At 72.1% G+C, this 13,173-nt stretch carries 12 protein-coding genes; 5 read left to right on the forward strand and 7 right to left on the reverse strand.

Translation table 11 applies throughout. The features are described from left to right. Nucleotides 1–24: 24 nt before the first annotated feature. The gene (locus ACFWEP_RS22550; protein WP_387372217.1) at nucleotides 25–1,578 is read right to left on the reverse strand and encodes an ABC transporter substrate-binding protein; all 1,554 of its coding nucleotides are present in this window, start codon (nucleotides 1,576–1,578) and stop codon (nucleotides 25–27) included. A 373-nt stretch (nucleotides 1,579–1,951) separates the two neighbouring features. Further along, nucleotides 1,952–3,280, reverse strand: a complete 1,329-nt coding sequence (locus ACFWEP_RS22555; RefSeq protein ID WP_387372241.1) for a metallophosphoesterase — start codon at nucleotides 3,278–3,280, stop codon at nucleotides 1,952–1,954. A 95-nt stretch (nucleotides 3,281–3,375) separates the two neighbouring features. On the opposite strand from ACFWEP_RS22555, the gene ACFWEP_RS22560 reads away from it, so the two are divergent. Continuing rightward, on the forward strand, nucleotides 3,376–4,131 hold the full coding sequence (locus ACFWEP_RS22560; RefSeq protein WP_387372219.1) for a DNA alkylation repair protein: 756 nt from the start codon (nucleotides 3,376–3,378) through the stop codon (nucleotides 4,129–4,131). Between the two features lie 21 nt (nucleotides 4,132–4,152). Here ACFWEP_RS22560 and ACFWEP_RS22565 read toward each other — a convergent pair whose 3' ends face one another. Beyond that, nucleotides 4,153–4,398: an SCO4848 family membrane protein gene (locus ACFWEP_RS22565; RefSeq protein ID WP_387372221.1), complete on the reverse strand. Its 246-nt coding sequence runs from the start codon at nucleotides 4,396–4,398 to the stop codon at nucleotides 4,153–4,155. A gap of 229 nt (nucleotides 4,399–4,627) precedes the next feature. On the opposite strand from ACFWEP_RS22565, the gene ACFWEP_RS22570 reads away from it, so the two are divergent. Next, nucleotides 4,628–5,926: a D-alanyl-D-alanine carboxypeptidase family protein gene (locus ACFWEP_RS22570; RefSeq protein WP_387372223.1), complete on the forward strand. Its 1,299-nt coding sequence runs from the start codon at nucleotides 4,628–4,630 to the stop codon at nucleotides 5,924–5,926. Here ACFWEP_RS22570 and ACFWEP_RS22575 read toward each other — a convergent pair. Beyond that, nucleotides 5,889–6,830, reverse strand: coding sequence for a YihY/virulence factor BrkB family protein (locus tag ACFWEP_RS22575; RefSeq protein ID WP_387372225.1), 942 nt, complete (start codon nucleotides 6,828–6,830; stop codon nucleotides 5,889–5,891). The genes ACFWEP_RS22570 and ACFWEP_RS22575 overlap by 38 nt on opposite strands. 170 nt (nucleotides 6,831–7,000) lie before the next feature. Here ACFWEP_RS22575 and ACFWEP_RS22580 point away from each other — a divergent pair, with 170 nt between their 5' ends. Both ACFWEP_RS22580 and ACFWEP_RS22585 read left to right on the forward strand, forming a co-directional pair. Then, entirely contained in the window at nucleotides 7,001–8,356 is a 1,356-nt protein-coding gene (locus tag ACFWEP_RS22580) for an FAD-binding protein (RefSeq protein WP_387372227.1), read from the forward strand. Between the two features lie 137 nt (nucleotides 8,357–8,493). After that, on the forward strand, nucleotides 8,494–9,255 hold the full coding sequence (locus tag ACFWEP_RS22585) for a decaprenylphospho-beta-D-erythro-pentofuranosid-2-ulose 2-reductase (protein ID WP_387372230.1): 762 nt from the start codon (nucleotides 8,494–8,496) through the stop codon (nucleotides 9,253–9,255). Between the two features lie 6 nt (nucleotides 9,256–9,261). On the opposite strand, the gene ACFWEP_RS22590 is transcribed toward ACFWEP_RS22585, so the two are convergent. The 3 genes from ACFWEP_RS22590 to trpS all read right to left on the reverse strand — a co-directional run bounded on the left by ACFWEP_RS22590 (nucleotide 9,262) and on the right by trpS (nucleotide 11,615). Beyond that, complete coding sequence (locus ACFWEP_RS22590; RefSeq protein ID WP_387372232.1) at nucleotides 9,262–9,756, reverse strand: hypothetical protein; 495 nt, start codon at nucleotides 9,754–9,756, stop codon at nucleotides 9,262–9,264. 121 nt (nucleotides 9,757–9,877) lie between these two features. Beyond that, the gene (locus tag ACFWEP_RS22595) at nucleotides 9,878–10,468 is read right to left on the reverse strand and encodes a 2'-5' RNA ligase family protein (protein WP_387372235.1); all 591 of its coding nucleotides are present in this window, start codon (nucleotides 10,466–10,468) and stop codon (nucleotides 9,878–9,880) included. A gap of 133 nt (nucleotides 10,469–10,601) precedes the next feature. Beyond that, nucleotides 10,602–11,615, reverse strand: a complete 1,014-nt coding sequence (gene trpS, locus ACFWEP_RS22600) for a tryptophan--tRNA ligase (RefSeq protein WP_387372238.1) — start codon at nucleotides 11,613–11,615, stop codon at nucleotides 10,602–10,604. Between the two features lie 311 nt (nucleotides 11,616–11,926). On the opposite strand from trpS, the gene rocD reads away from it, so the two are divergent. After that, nucleotides 11,927–13,135: an ornithine--oxo-acid transaminase gene (gene rocD, locus ACFWEP_RS22605; protein WP_387372240.1), complete on the forward strand. Its 1,209-nt coding sequence runs from the start codon at nucleotides 11,927–11,929 to the stop codon at nucleotides 13,133–13,135. Nucleotides 13,136–13,173 lie beyond the last annotated feature (38 nt).

Consider the following 13,173-nt stretch of genomic DNA (forward strand, 5'->3'; position numbering starts at 1 on the left):
GGTGGCGTGCGGACCACCGGCGGATCAGATCCGCTTCAGCTCCCAGAGGCGCCACAGGCCGGTGCCGTCGGCGAGGTACTGCGAACCGGAGATCCCGGTCTTGGCGATGACGTAGTCCTTCTTCTGCCACAGCGGGACCAGCGGCACGTCCTCGCCGACGATCTGCTGGATCTCCTTGAAGTCGTTCGAGGTACGGCTGCGGTCCTCGTACTGCTGGGTGTCGGTGACGAGCTTGTCCAGCTTGGCGTTGGAGTAGCCGTTGTGGAGGCTGCTGTCGGTGCCGACGAGGGGCTGGCCGAAGGTGTCGGGGTCCGGGAAGTCGGGGAGCCAGCCGACGGTGTACGCGTCGTACTTACCGGCCGCGTACCCCTTCTGGAACGCCTGCCACTCCACTTCCTTGACCGTGACCTTGAAGAGCCCGTCCTTCTCCAGCTGACGCTTGATCTCGGCGGACTCCGCGGTGGTCGCGCCGTCCGGGCGGAACGCGAAGGTGATCGGCACGGGGATCTGGGCGCCGGCTTCCTGGAGCAGTTCCTTGGCCTTGGCCACGTCGGGCTGCGGGTAGGTGTCGAAGAACGGCGTCGAGTGGCCGATGAAGCCCTGCGGGATCAGCGAGTAGAGCGGCTCGACGGTGGAGTCGTAGACGTTGCTGACCAGCGGTCCGCGGTCGATCGTCCAGGCGATGGCCTGCCGGATGCGCTTGTCCGAGAGCGTCGCGCCCTCACGGACGTTGAAGACCAGGTTGCGGATCTCGGCGCTGTCCATCTCGGTGATCTGCACGTTCGGGTCGGCCGGGTTGATCTTGGCGATCTCGGTCGGCGGCAGCTGGCGGTGCGTCACGTCGAGGCCGCCGGCCTTCCAGGAGGCGAGCAGCTTGTCGGAGGTCTCGTAGTACTTGACGTCGATCGCCGCGTTGACGTGTCTGATCGCGCCCCGGTAGCTGGTGTTGGGCGTCATCGAAGCCTTGACGCCGGCCTCGTAGGACTTCAGGACGTACGGTCCGGAGCCGTCCACCTTGTTGTCCGTGCGGAGCTTGTCCTTCGGGTACGTCGCCGGATCGACGATCGCGCCGGCGCCGGTGGCGAGCTTCGCGGGGAAGGTCGCGTCACGGGCGGACAGGTTGAAGGTGATGTCGCGGCCGTCGGTCACCACGTTCTTCAGGCTCGGGAAGAGGATCGCCGGGCCGACATCGGAGTTGATCTTCATCAGCCGGTCGAAGGAGTACTTGACGTCCTTCGCCGTGATCTTGTGACCGTTGGAGAAGGTCAGGTCGTCCCGCAGCTTGCAGCGGTACGTCGTGAGCTTCTGACCGATGAACTGGCAGCTCTCCGCGGCATCCGGCTCGGGCACGATGGCTCCGGACTTGAAAGTCATCAGAGTCTGGTACAGGTTGCTGAAGAGGGACCAGGATCCCGCGTCGTACGCACCTGCCGGGTCGAGCGAGGTGACCTCGTCGACAGTACCCACAGTAATCGGCTTGCCACCCGCCTCACCGGAGGGGAGAAGCTGCCAGGCCCCGACCCCTGCGATGATCAGTACCGCGCATATCGCAAGAATCCGTACCCGGATCGAACGCATTGCCGTGCTCTCCCTTACCAGCCCCGCCGCGGTCAACGCACGCATACACGCACATCACCGCATGTTCGCGCTCACTCAATCACACGATTTTCGCATCTGGAAGACCAAATGGGTGACCGATGGGCTTTTGATTGACACTTGAAGCCCGAGCCGTCAAGAGGCGCGGCACACCTGTCCATTGAGTGGGACACCAGTCACGCGGGGTGACGAAAAACGGGGTGCGGGCGAGGGTTGGGCGGGGCGCGGCGACTCTACTGACAGATCGTCATGTCGACTTTCACACAACGGGCCCCTTCGGTGAAATGCCTATGAAAGGCACCGAAAAGCCCCATCGGGGGCTCACTCGGGAGGGCCGGCTCCCAGGGGGGGCGGCTCAGGCCTGCCGGGAGGCCAGTTCCACGACGGTGATGTCGGAGGGCGCCCCCACCCGGACCGGCGGGCCCCAGGCACCCGCCCCGCGGGACACGTAGAGCTGGGTGTCGCCGTACCGTTCGAGCCCGGCGACGGTCGGGTTGGCGAGTTCGGCGACGAGGTTGCCGGGCCAGAGCTGGCCTCCGTGGGTGTGCCCGGAGAGCTGGAGGTCCACCCCGTGCGCGACGGCGTCGTCGATGACGACGGGCTGATGGGCCATGAGGACCGCGGCCCGCGACGGGTCGCGGTCGCCGAGCGCGCGGTCGAAGTCGGGCCCCTGCCCCTCGCTCTCGCCGGCCACGTCGTTGACCCCGGCCAGGTCGAAGCCGTCGATCTCCACCCGGGCGTTCTCCAGCGGGTGCAGACCCAGTTCGCGTACGTGGTCGACCCACTCGGCGGCGCCGGAGAAGTACTCGTGGTTGCCGGTGACGAAGAAGCTGCCGTGCCGCGCTTCCAGGTCGGCCAGGGGTTCGGCCGCGTACCCGAGATCCTCGACCGAGCCGTCCACCAGATCGCCGACGACCGCGATCAGGTCGGGCCGCGTCGCGTTGATCGAGTCGACCACGCGCCGGGTGTGGGCGTGGCCGAGGATCGGGCCGAGGTGGATGTCGCTGACGACCGCGATCCTGAACCCGTGCGCGGAGCGCGGCAGTCTGGCCAGCGGCACGGTGATCCGCTTGGTGCGGGGGCCGCGCAGCACGCCGTAGGTGCCGTACCCGACCGTCCCGAACCCGGCGACGGCCGCGGCACCGCCGACCGCCCGCGCGACGAAGAGCCGCCGTGAGGGGCCGGGGGCGGTGGAGGCGGGGACGGCCACCGCCGAAGGGGCCTGCGCGGGGCCGGCCGGTTCGGGGGCGGCCGTACGGGCGGTGGCACCGGACGGCACGAGGGCGTCGGTGCTCTCGTGGGCGAGGTCCTCGGCGTCCGGTGCGGTGCCACCACCCGCGCCGCCGGACGCATGCTCCGGCCGCCGGCGGTCGAGCACCCGGCGGAGCAGCGGACGGACCGCCTCGCCGACGAGCAGCGCGAGCGTCAGGTAGAGCAGGCAGGCCAGCCAGAGGTACCCGGGCCAGGCGAGCGACCGTTGCAGCCAGAAGGGCGCGCCGGCCTGGCCGGAGACCAGTGCGCCGACGCTGAGCAGCGGCAGCACGAAGGCCGCCACCGTGCCCAGGCGCCGGAGCGCGGTGCCCGGGGCGGTGGTGTCGCCGACGAAGCGGCGCCAGAGATAGCGGTGCACACCGGCGAGCAGCGCCACCACCACGATCAGAACCACCGCGAACACCACGACCACCGGTACTCCCCCGCCCCATGTCGCCGTGCCCGTACGCGGCGCGGCTTGCTCCCGCATGCTAATCGTGCGGCGATCACCGACGAGGAGGAGGACACATGGCGACGGACTGCACCCCGTCGACGGGCGGCGCGGCCGAGGAACTGCGCGGCGCGCTGCGCGCGGCGGCGGACCCGGTACGGGCCGAACAGCAGCGCGCGTACTTGCGCAGCGAACTGCGTCACCTCGGGGTCCGGGTGCCGGACCTGCGTACCGCCGTCACCGCGACCCGCCGGAAGCTGGGTCCTCTGCCCGGCGCGGAGGTACGGGCGCTGGCGCGGGAGCTGTGGTCCGGCCCGGACGGGACTCCTGGCCGGGACGCGACCGTGCCGGTGTACGAGTACCGCCGGGCGGCCGTGGAGGTCCTGGTGGGGTACGCGGGCGCGCTGGAAGCGGGCGCGCTGGGGGAGGTGGGGGACCTGCTGCGGGAGTGCGACACCTGGGCGCTGGTGGACCCGTTGGCCGTGCACTGCGCGGGGGCGGTCGCCCTGCGCGATCCGGCCGCGGGCGCGGTACTGGACCGGTGGATCGCGGACCCCTGTTTCTGGCTCCGCCGCTCGGCCCTGCTCGCCCTGCTGCCCGCGATCCGGGCCGGCCGGCCCGATACGGCCAGGCTCGTCCGGTACGCGGACGCCCTCGTGGACGAGCGGGAGTTCTTCCTGCGGAAAGCGCTGGGCTGGGTGCTGCGCGAGACCTCGATCCGCGACCCCCGGCTCGTCCTGGAGTGGCTGGACCGCCACGGTTCCCGGGTCGCCCCGCTCACCCGCAGGGAGGCGGTTCGCCGGATGTCACCGGGGTCACCGGGACAGCCGTGAGCCGGGATCGGCGGTGGCTCGTTACGCGCGTTCGGTGCGGAGCGCCCTGATTCCGCGGAACCCGACGACTCCCACAGCCGTCCCCAGAAGGAAGGAGGTGATGGCGAGGAGCAGGTGGACCCAGAAGTAGGCGGTCGGATCGCCCGCGTCGTCGAAGGCGAGTCCGCTGCCGTCCTTCCATAGATTCTTGGCGAAAGTCACCCAGATCACCCACGACCACGCGCCGAACGCGAGCAGGAACCAGGAGACGGGACGGCTGAGCTTCATGGACCCAGTATCGCCGCCCGGCGGCGGCTCCCCCGCCGGGGGTACCCCGGCCCGGCCCGCTCCCCCGTTGGGCCGGACGGCGCAACGGGGCGTGTCCCGTTCCTGGCGATTCGTCAGGAACGGCGGCCCCGGCGGCCCTGGCGGCGGAGGTGGGCTGTCCCGGCGTCGCCCTCGGCGGGTCAGGAGCTCCGGGTCCCCATCGACACGAACGCCCTGTACGTTTCCGACCGTGCCTGCTCTGAAAAAGACCGTACTCACAGCCATCTGCGCCGCCTTGATGTCCACCTTTGTCTTGGGTCCCGCGCCCGCATTCGCTGCGGACAAGGACAAGAGCGACGACAAGCAGCCGAGGCCGACCCTGCCGATGTCGAGCATCGGCGGACCGCAGCTCGCGAAGGAGGGCACCCAGGTGAACCTGGGGCCGGGCGCCCCCGTGCTGCCCGAGGAGCTGACCGGCCGCTCCTGGATCGTGGCGGACGCCGAGAGCGGGGACGTACTCGCGGCGCACAACTCCCACTGGCGGCTGCCCCCGGCTTCCACGCTGAAGATGCTCTTCGCGGACACCGTGCTTCCGGCGCTCCAGCCCTCGACGCTGACCCACCGGGTCACCGACGCCGAGCTGGCGGACCTCGGGGACGGCAGCAGTCTGGTCGGCGTCAAGGAGGACCAGACCTACACGGTCCACGACCTCTGGCTCGGTGTCTTCCTGCGCTCCGGCAACGACGCGGTGCACGTCCTCGCGTCGATGTACGGCGGCGGCGAGGCCGGCGGCGAGAAGGAAGCCGTCGCGAAGACCGTGACCGCGATGCAGGAGCACGCCGACGAGCTCCAGGCCCTCGACACCCACGTGGTCACACCGGACGGGTACGACGCCCCGGACCAGGTGTCCAGCGCGTACGACCTCACGCTCTTCGCCCGCAGCGGGATGCAGAAGAGGGATTTCCGCGAGTACGCGGCGACCGCCTCGGCCGACTTCCCGGGCGAGGAGAAGGACGACGGCAAGCGCGACACCTTCGAGATCCAGAACACCAACAGACTGCTCACCGGTGACGTCGGCATCGCCCCGTACAAGGGCATCGCGGGTGTCAAGAACGGCTACACCAGCCACGCGGGCAACACCTTCACCGGGATCGCCGAGCGCGACGGCCGGGTGTTGCTGGTCACCGTCATGAACCCGTCCTCCGACGCGAGCCACGCGGTCTACAAGGAGGCGGCCTCGCTGCTGGACTGGGGCTTCGCGGCGAGCGGCAAGGTGACACCGGTCGGCGAACTGGTACCGCCGAAGTCGGCGGACATCGGCAGCTCCACGGAGGCCGGTACCGACGCCGGCAGCGGTACGGGCAAGGGACCCCAAGCCGCCGCCGGGGCGAATCCGCAGAAGACCGCGGTGAAGACGGCCGCACGCGCCGAAACCTCGTCCGGTGGCGTCGGCATCGCCCTGGCCCTCGTCGGCGGGGTGCTGGTGGTGCTCGCGGCCGGAGTGTTCCTGGTCAACCGGCGCTGGCCGTTGCGCCGCCCCCGCCCGTAGCGGCCGGGCCGCCGTCGCCCGCCGCTTCCGCTTCCCGCTCCGCCTCCGCCTCCTCCTTGCTGCCGGTGGCGGTCCAGGCGGCGCAGACCAGCAGCAGCTTGGCGGTGAGGTTGATCCACAGGAGCAGGGCGATGGGCACGCCGAAGGCGCCGTACATGCTCTTGGACGCGACCCCGCTCATGTAGCTGCCGAGCAGCAGCTTGAGCAGTTCGAAGCCGACCGCGCCCACCAGGCAGGCCACCACCAGCCGGCGGCGCGGCGGTTCGACCCCGGGCAGCAGGGTCAGCAGGTAGAGCAGCAGCAGGAAGTTGGCCACCACCGCGACCGCGATGGCGGCGGCCTGGAGCAGCAGGCCGCCCGCGCCGTCCTCGGGGATGCCGATCCGGTCGGCGGTCCAGCCGACCGCGGTGGAGCCGACGGTGGACAGGACGAGGGTCAGCAGCGCGGCGCCGCCGAGGCCCACCAGCAGTCCGGCGTCCTTGAGCTTGCGGACGACCGGGTTGCCGTCGTCCTGGTCGTCGATGCCCCAGACCGCGCGCAGGCAGTCGCGGAGCGAGCCGACCCAGCCGACGCCGGTGAAGAGCAGCAGCGCACCGGCGACGACCCCGACCGTCCCGGCGTGCGCGACGAGGTTGTCGATGCCGAGCTGGTCGGAGATGCCGGGCACCTGCTCGGCGGTCTTCTTCTCGATCGTGTCGAGCTGGTCGTCGCTCAGGAGCGCGGCTCCGATGGCGGCGCCGACCGCGATCAGCGGGAAGAGCGCGAGGAAGCTGATGAAGGTGATGGCCGCCGCGAGCCGTGCCCAGTGTTCCCGCTCCAGCGTCTCGTAGGAGCGCCAGGCGTGCGTCTTCATCAGCCGGGCGAACGGCGGGCCGACCACGGGGAGTCTCTTCAGCCAGTCCATGACGTACGCGTACCCTCCGGGGCCTGGAAAACCTGTGGACGGGACGCACACTTCCGCGCGGCGGCGGAAGTGCGACGCCCGCGAGTGCTGACACTCGCTGCGTCACCCGTTCCGGTGAGCCCTGTAACAAATGCCCCAAAGAGGTTTTCTCGGGCGATACGGTCATCCGCATGTCCGTCGACACGGTGTCCTTGAGCGGCTCCGGCCGCACCGCCCCGACCACCGCCGTACGGTTTCGTCCGCGTACGTACGAGGAGGCGGCCGACGTCGTGCGCGGGCGCGGGCCCCGCGGCGCGATCGCCCGGGGGCTCGGGCGCGCACCGGGGGACGCGGCCCAGAACGCCGGCGGCTCCGTCCTCGACATGGGCGCGCTGGACCGGGTCCGCTCCTTCGACGCGGCCACCGGCACCGTGGTCTGCGACGCCGGGACGCGGCTGGACCGGCTGGCCGAGACGCTGCGCCCGTCCGGCTGGTACCTCCCGGTGGTGCCCGGCGACCGCCGGATCACCGTGGGCGGGGCCATCGGCTCCGACACGCACGGCCACGACCACCGCACGGCCGGCTCCTTCACCCGGCACGTGACGGCGCTGGACCTGCTGACGGCGGACGGATCGGTCCGCGCGGTGCTGCCGGGCACCCCGCTCTTCGACGCCACCGCCGGCGGACTGGGGCTGACCGGGATCGTCCTCGCCGCCACCCTGCGCTGCCGCCGGATCGCCACCTCGCTGATCTCGGTGGACACCGAGCGGGCGGCGGACCTCGACGATCTGCTCGCCCGGATGGCGGGGAACGCCACCCGGCCGCCGTACGAGAGCGCCTGGATCGACCTGATGGCGCGCGGGCGGGCCACCGGCCGCGCGGTGCTGGTCCGGGGCGCGCACGCCCCGCTCGACGCGCTGCCGGCCCGCGACCGGCGGGCCCCGCTCGACGCGCCCGCGCTGCTGCCGCGCCTGCCCGCCGTGCCCGCCTTCGCACCGACGGGCCTGCTCGGCCGCACCGCGATGGGACTGGTCAACGAGATGCGCCACCGGGCGGCGCCCCGTGCCCGCACCGGTGCGCTGCGGAGTTTCGACACCTTCTTCCGCTGCCCCGACGCCCTGCCCCGGACGCCCGCTCCGGCCGGGCGGGGAGGTTTCGTGCGCTACCAGTTCACGGTCGGCCCCGGCCGGGAGGAGACGCTGCACCGGGTGGTGCGCCGGCTCTCCACCCGGGCCTGCCCGTCCTCGGTCGCGGTGCTCGAACGGTTCGGCGCGGGCGGCCCCGGCTGGCTGTCGTTCCCGGCGCCCGGCTGGTGCCTCGCCCTGGACGTACCGGCCGGGCTGCCGGGCATCGGCCGCCTCCTGGACGGGCTGGACGACGAGGTGGCCGCCGCCGGGGGACGGGTCAGTCTGGCCCGGGACTCCCGGCTGCGGCCGGAGTCGCTGGCCGCGATGTACCCCCGGGTGGCGGAGTTCCGCGAGCTGCGGGCCCGTACCGACCCGACCGGCGCGTTCCGCTCCGACCTCGCGCGCCGGCTCGGGCTCTGAAGCACGCCCGACAGCGCACGCCCCACCGCCCGCTCGTACCGCCATCGCACGCCCGGCGCCTCACGCCCCGGGACCGCACGCCCTGCCGGCACCGCACCCCGTCCCGCCATCGAGCCCGTCCCCCCAGGAGTGTTCCCGTGAAGGACGCCTTCGGCGCCCCGCAGTCCCTGCTCGTCCTCGGTGGCACCTCACGGATCGCCCTGGCCACCGCGCGACGGCTGATCGCCCTGAGGACCCGGACGGTCCGGCTCGCCGGCCGGCCGTCGACCGCGCTGGAGTCCGCGGCGGACGAACTGCGGGAACTGGGCGCCGAGGTCTCCACGGTGGAGTTCGACGCGCTGGACCCGGAGTCGCACGCGTCGGGGCTGGGCAAGGTGTTCGCGGAGGGGGACGTGGACGCCGTGCTGCTGGCCTTCGGCGTCCCGGGCGACCAAGCCCGCGACGAGGAGGACCCGGCCGCCGCCGCGCTGGTCGCCCGGACCAACTACGTGGGGGCGGTCTCCGCCGGTCTGGTGTGCGCGGGCGCGCTCCAGGCGCAGGGCCACGGTTCGCTGGTGGTGCTCTCGTCCGTCGCCGCCGAGCGCGCCCGGCGCGAGGACTTCATCTACGGCTCCAGCAAGGCGGGCGTGGACGCGTTCGCGCAGGGGCTCGGTGACGCGCTGTACGGCACCGGGGTGCAGGTGCTGGTGGTGCGCCCGGGGTCCGTACGGACCGGCCCCACGGCCGGAGCGCCGGAATCGGCGCTGGACACCACTCCGGAGGAGGTCGCCGACGCGATCGTCACGGGGCTGCGGCGGGGCTCGGAGACGGTGTGGGTGCCGGGCGGGCTGCGGGTGGTGATGTCGGCGCTGCGGCATGTGCCGCGCCCGCTCTTCCGCCGGCTCCCCGCCTCGCGCTGAGGGCGGTCAGTACCCCTGTCTGCGGGACCAGGCGAGCATCCTGGCCGCGCCGATGAGGAAGGTCGCCGACCAGGTCACCACGAAGGCGACCACCACCCAGAGGTTCCCGGTGACCATGCCGGTGCCCAGCAGGACGAAGGAGACCACGGCCAGCAGGACGAACGTCCGGCGGGACCGGATCAGCCGGCCGAGGGGGCCGGGGCGGTGCGGGGTGCCGGTGAGCCCGTCCGGCGCGGGGGCGGCGGGGGGTGCCGGTGACCTCCGAGGGCCGGCGGCCGGGGGCTCGCGGCCCGGTCGCGCACCGGGGGCGTCCCGGCGCGACCCCGCCGTGCCGGGCCCCTCGCGCGGTGGCTTCTCCAGGAGGTCGCGCTCGCCACCGGCGTTGAGCTCACCCTCGACGTCGCGCCCGAACTGGACGGCGGGATCGTCCGGGAAGTCGCGTGCGAGCGAGGCTTCCAGTTGCGCCAGTATCTGGCGTTCACGGCTGGAGAGCGGGACCACGCGGACCACCTCCGCGACAGTGGGGAACGACGGAGCGACGGCATGGGGCCGCTGCTCCTACCTGTGGAAGAATTTTCCCACTCGAACGGCCCACTGTCCCCCCGGCGCCGGAGGCCCCAGGTCAGCCGTGCAGCGAGGGCTCGTCGGCCGAGAACCCGCTCTGCGCGGGCAGTGCGGACACCCCGCCGCCGGTGCCGAACGGGAACTCGTTGATCTTGCGCCAGACGCCGTCGGGGCCCTGCTCGTAGAGCGCGAAGGAGGTGCAGGTCCAGGCGGCCTCGTACTCCGCGAGCTCCTCGTACGCCCGGTCCATGGCCGCCTCCGCGATGGAGTGCGCGACCGTGACGTGCGGGTGGTAGGGGAACTGGAGCTCACGTGTCAGCGGTCCGGAGGCGTCCCGGACCCGCTTCTGGAGCCAGGCGCAGGAGGAGGCGCCTTCGACGACCCGGACGTAGACGACGGGCGAGAGCGGGCGGAAGGTCCCGGTCCCGCTCAGCCGCATCGGGAAGGGCCGGCAGTCGGCGGCGATCTTGGCGAGGTGCGCCTCGACGGCCGGCACCCCGTCCGCCTCGGCCCCGGTCGGCGGCAGCAGGGTGATGTGGGTGGGGATGCCGTGCGCGGCCGGGTCCCCGAAGCCGGCACGGCGCTGCTGGAGCAGGGTGCCGAAGGGCTCCGGGACCGCGATCGAAACGCCGAGCGTTACGGTCCCCACGTCGTTCTCCTCTGTCGTCGATCGATGATGCCCGATGACCGCGCGCGCCGGGGCGCCGCGGCACCGGCGGTCGCACGGGGCCGTCGCCGCAAGTGTGCCGCGCGGTGCCGTGCTCCCGCCAGGGTCCTTCGACTCAGTGCTTGGCGGGCAGGAAGCCCATCCGGTCGTACGCCTGCGCCAGCGTCTCCGCGGCGACCGTCCGAGCCTTCTCCGCGCCCTTGGCCAGCAGCGAGTCCAGCGTCTCCGGGTCGTCCAGGTACTCCTGGGTACGGTCACGGAACGGCGTGACGAACTCCACCATGACTTCGGCGAGATCCGTCTTCAGCGCGCCGTACATCTGACCCTCGTACTTCTGCTCCAGCGCCTGGACCGTCGTGCCGGTGAGGGTGGAGTAGATCGTCAGGAGGTTGCTGACGCCCGGCTTGTTCTCGGCGTCGTACCGGATCACCGTGTCGGTGTCGGTGACGGCGCTCTTCACCTTCTTGGCCGTGGTCTTCGGGTCGTCCAGGAGGTTGATGAGGCCCTTCGGCGTGGACGCCGACTTGCTCATCTTGATCGACGGATCCTGGAGGTCGAAGATCTTCGCCGTCTCCTTGAGGATGTACGGCGCCGGGATGGTGAAGGTGTCGCCGAAGCGGCCGTTGAAGCGCTCGGCGAGGTCGCGGGTCAGCTCGATGTGCTGGCGCTGGTCCTCGCCGACCGGTACCTGGTTGGCCTGGTAGAGCAGGATGTCCGCGACCTGGAGGACCGGGTACGTGAAGAGGCCGACGGTCGCCCGGTCGGCACCCTGCTTGGCGGCCTTGTCCTTGAACTGGGTCATCCGGGAGGCCTCGCCGAACCCGGTCAGGCAGTTCATCAGCCAGCCGAGCTGCGCGTGCTCGGGGACGTGGCTCTGCACGAAGAGCGTGCACCGCTCGGGGTCGAGGCCGGCGGCCAGCAGCTGGGCCGCGGCGAGGCGGGTGTTGGCCCGCAGCTCCTTCGGGTCCTGCGGCACGGTGATCGCGTGCAGGTCCACCACCATGTAGAAGGCGTCGTGGGACTCCTGCAACGCCACCCACTGGCGCACCGCGCCCAGGTAGTTGCCGAGGTGGAACGAGCCTGCGGTGGGCTGGATTCCGGAGAGCACGCGAGGTCGGTCAGAGGCCATGTGCCCATTGTCTCAGGTGCGCAACCGATCCCGGGCAGCCGGTACTCGGGAATCGGCGGCGGGCGCCGGGGCGGCCCAGTTCAGCGGTGCGCGGGGCCGCCGGAGCGGACGGTGAGAGGAGAAACACGTTGCCGGGACCGGCCCGGCGTGCGTGGCGGGACGGGCACGCCGGTGGGGCGGCGGGTTTCCCGGGCGGCACGGCGACGGAACGATACAAAGTGGGCACGACCTGCCCGCCGCCTTCGATCCCCGGGCGTCACCCGCCCGGCCCGCACCGCGTCCGCACGCGCCGCACGACGAACGGAGACCCCGTGTCGACCACGGAGAACACCCTCGCCTCCACCGAGGCCCACAGCGCGCACAACTACCACCCGCTGCCCGTCGTCGTCGCGACGGCGGAAGGGGCCTGGATGACCGACGTGGAGGGGCGCCGCTATCTCGACCTGCTGGCCGGGTACTCGGCGCTCAACTTCGGCCACCGCAACCGCAGGCTGATCGACGTGGCGAAGGCGCAGCTGGACCGGGTGACGCTCACCTCGCGGGCCTTCCACCACGACCGGTTCGCCGCGTTCTGCACGGAGCTCGCCGAGTTGTGCGGCATGGAGATGGTGCTGCCGATGAACACCGGTGCGGAGGCGGTGGAGACCGCCGTGAAGACCGTGCGCAAGTGGGGGTACACCGTCAAGGGCGTCCCGGACGGCATGGCCAAGATCATCGTGGCGGCGGACAACTTCCACGGCCGCACCACCACGATCGTCAGCTTCTCCACGGACCCGGAGGCGCGCGCGGACTACGGGCCCTACACCCCCGGGTTCGAGATCGTGCCGTACGGCGATCTCACCGCGATGCGCGACGCGATGACGGACAACACGGTGGCGGTGCTGCTGGAGCCGATCCAGGGCGAGGCCGGGGTGCTGGTGCCGCCGGAGGGCTATCTCGCCGGGGTCCGCGAGCTGACCCGGGAGCGGAACGTCCTCTTCGTCGCGGACGAGATCCAGTCGGGCCTGGGCCGCACCGGGCGGACCTTCGCCTGCGAGCACGAGGGCGTGGTGCCGGACATGTACGTCCTGGGCAAGGCGCTCGGCGGCGGGGTCGTGCCGGTGTCGGCGGTGGTGTCCTCGGCGGCGGTGCTGGGGGTGTTCCGGCCGGGCGAGCACGGCTCGACGTTCGGCGGCAACCCGCTGGCGTGCGCGGTGGCGCTGGAGGTGATCGCGATGCTCCGCACCGGCGAGTACCAGGGGCGGGCGGCGGAGCTGGGCGCCCATCTCCACCGCGAGCTGGGCCGGCTGGTGGGCGGCGGCGCGGTGGAGGCGGTACGCGGCCGGGGGCTGTGGGCGGGGGTGGACGTCGCCCCGGCGCTGGGCACCGGGCGGGAGATCTCGGAGCGGCTGATGGAGCGAGGGGTCCTGGTGAAGGACACCCACGGCTCCACCATCCGGATCGCGCCCCCGCTGGTGATCGAGCGGGAGGACCTCGACTGGGGGCTCGACCGGCTCCGCGCGGTGCTGAGCGAGAAGTAGCCCGACGGGGGGTGTGGGGCCGGGGGGTGCACCCCGCC

It is taken from the genome of Streptomyces sp. NPDC060198, assembly GCF_042728415.1.
In the GTDB taxonomy this organism is placed as follows: Bacteria; Actinomycetota; Actinomycetes; order Streptomycetales; family Streptomycetaceae; genus Streptomyces.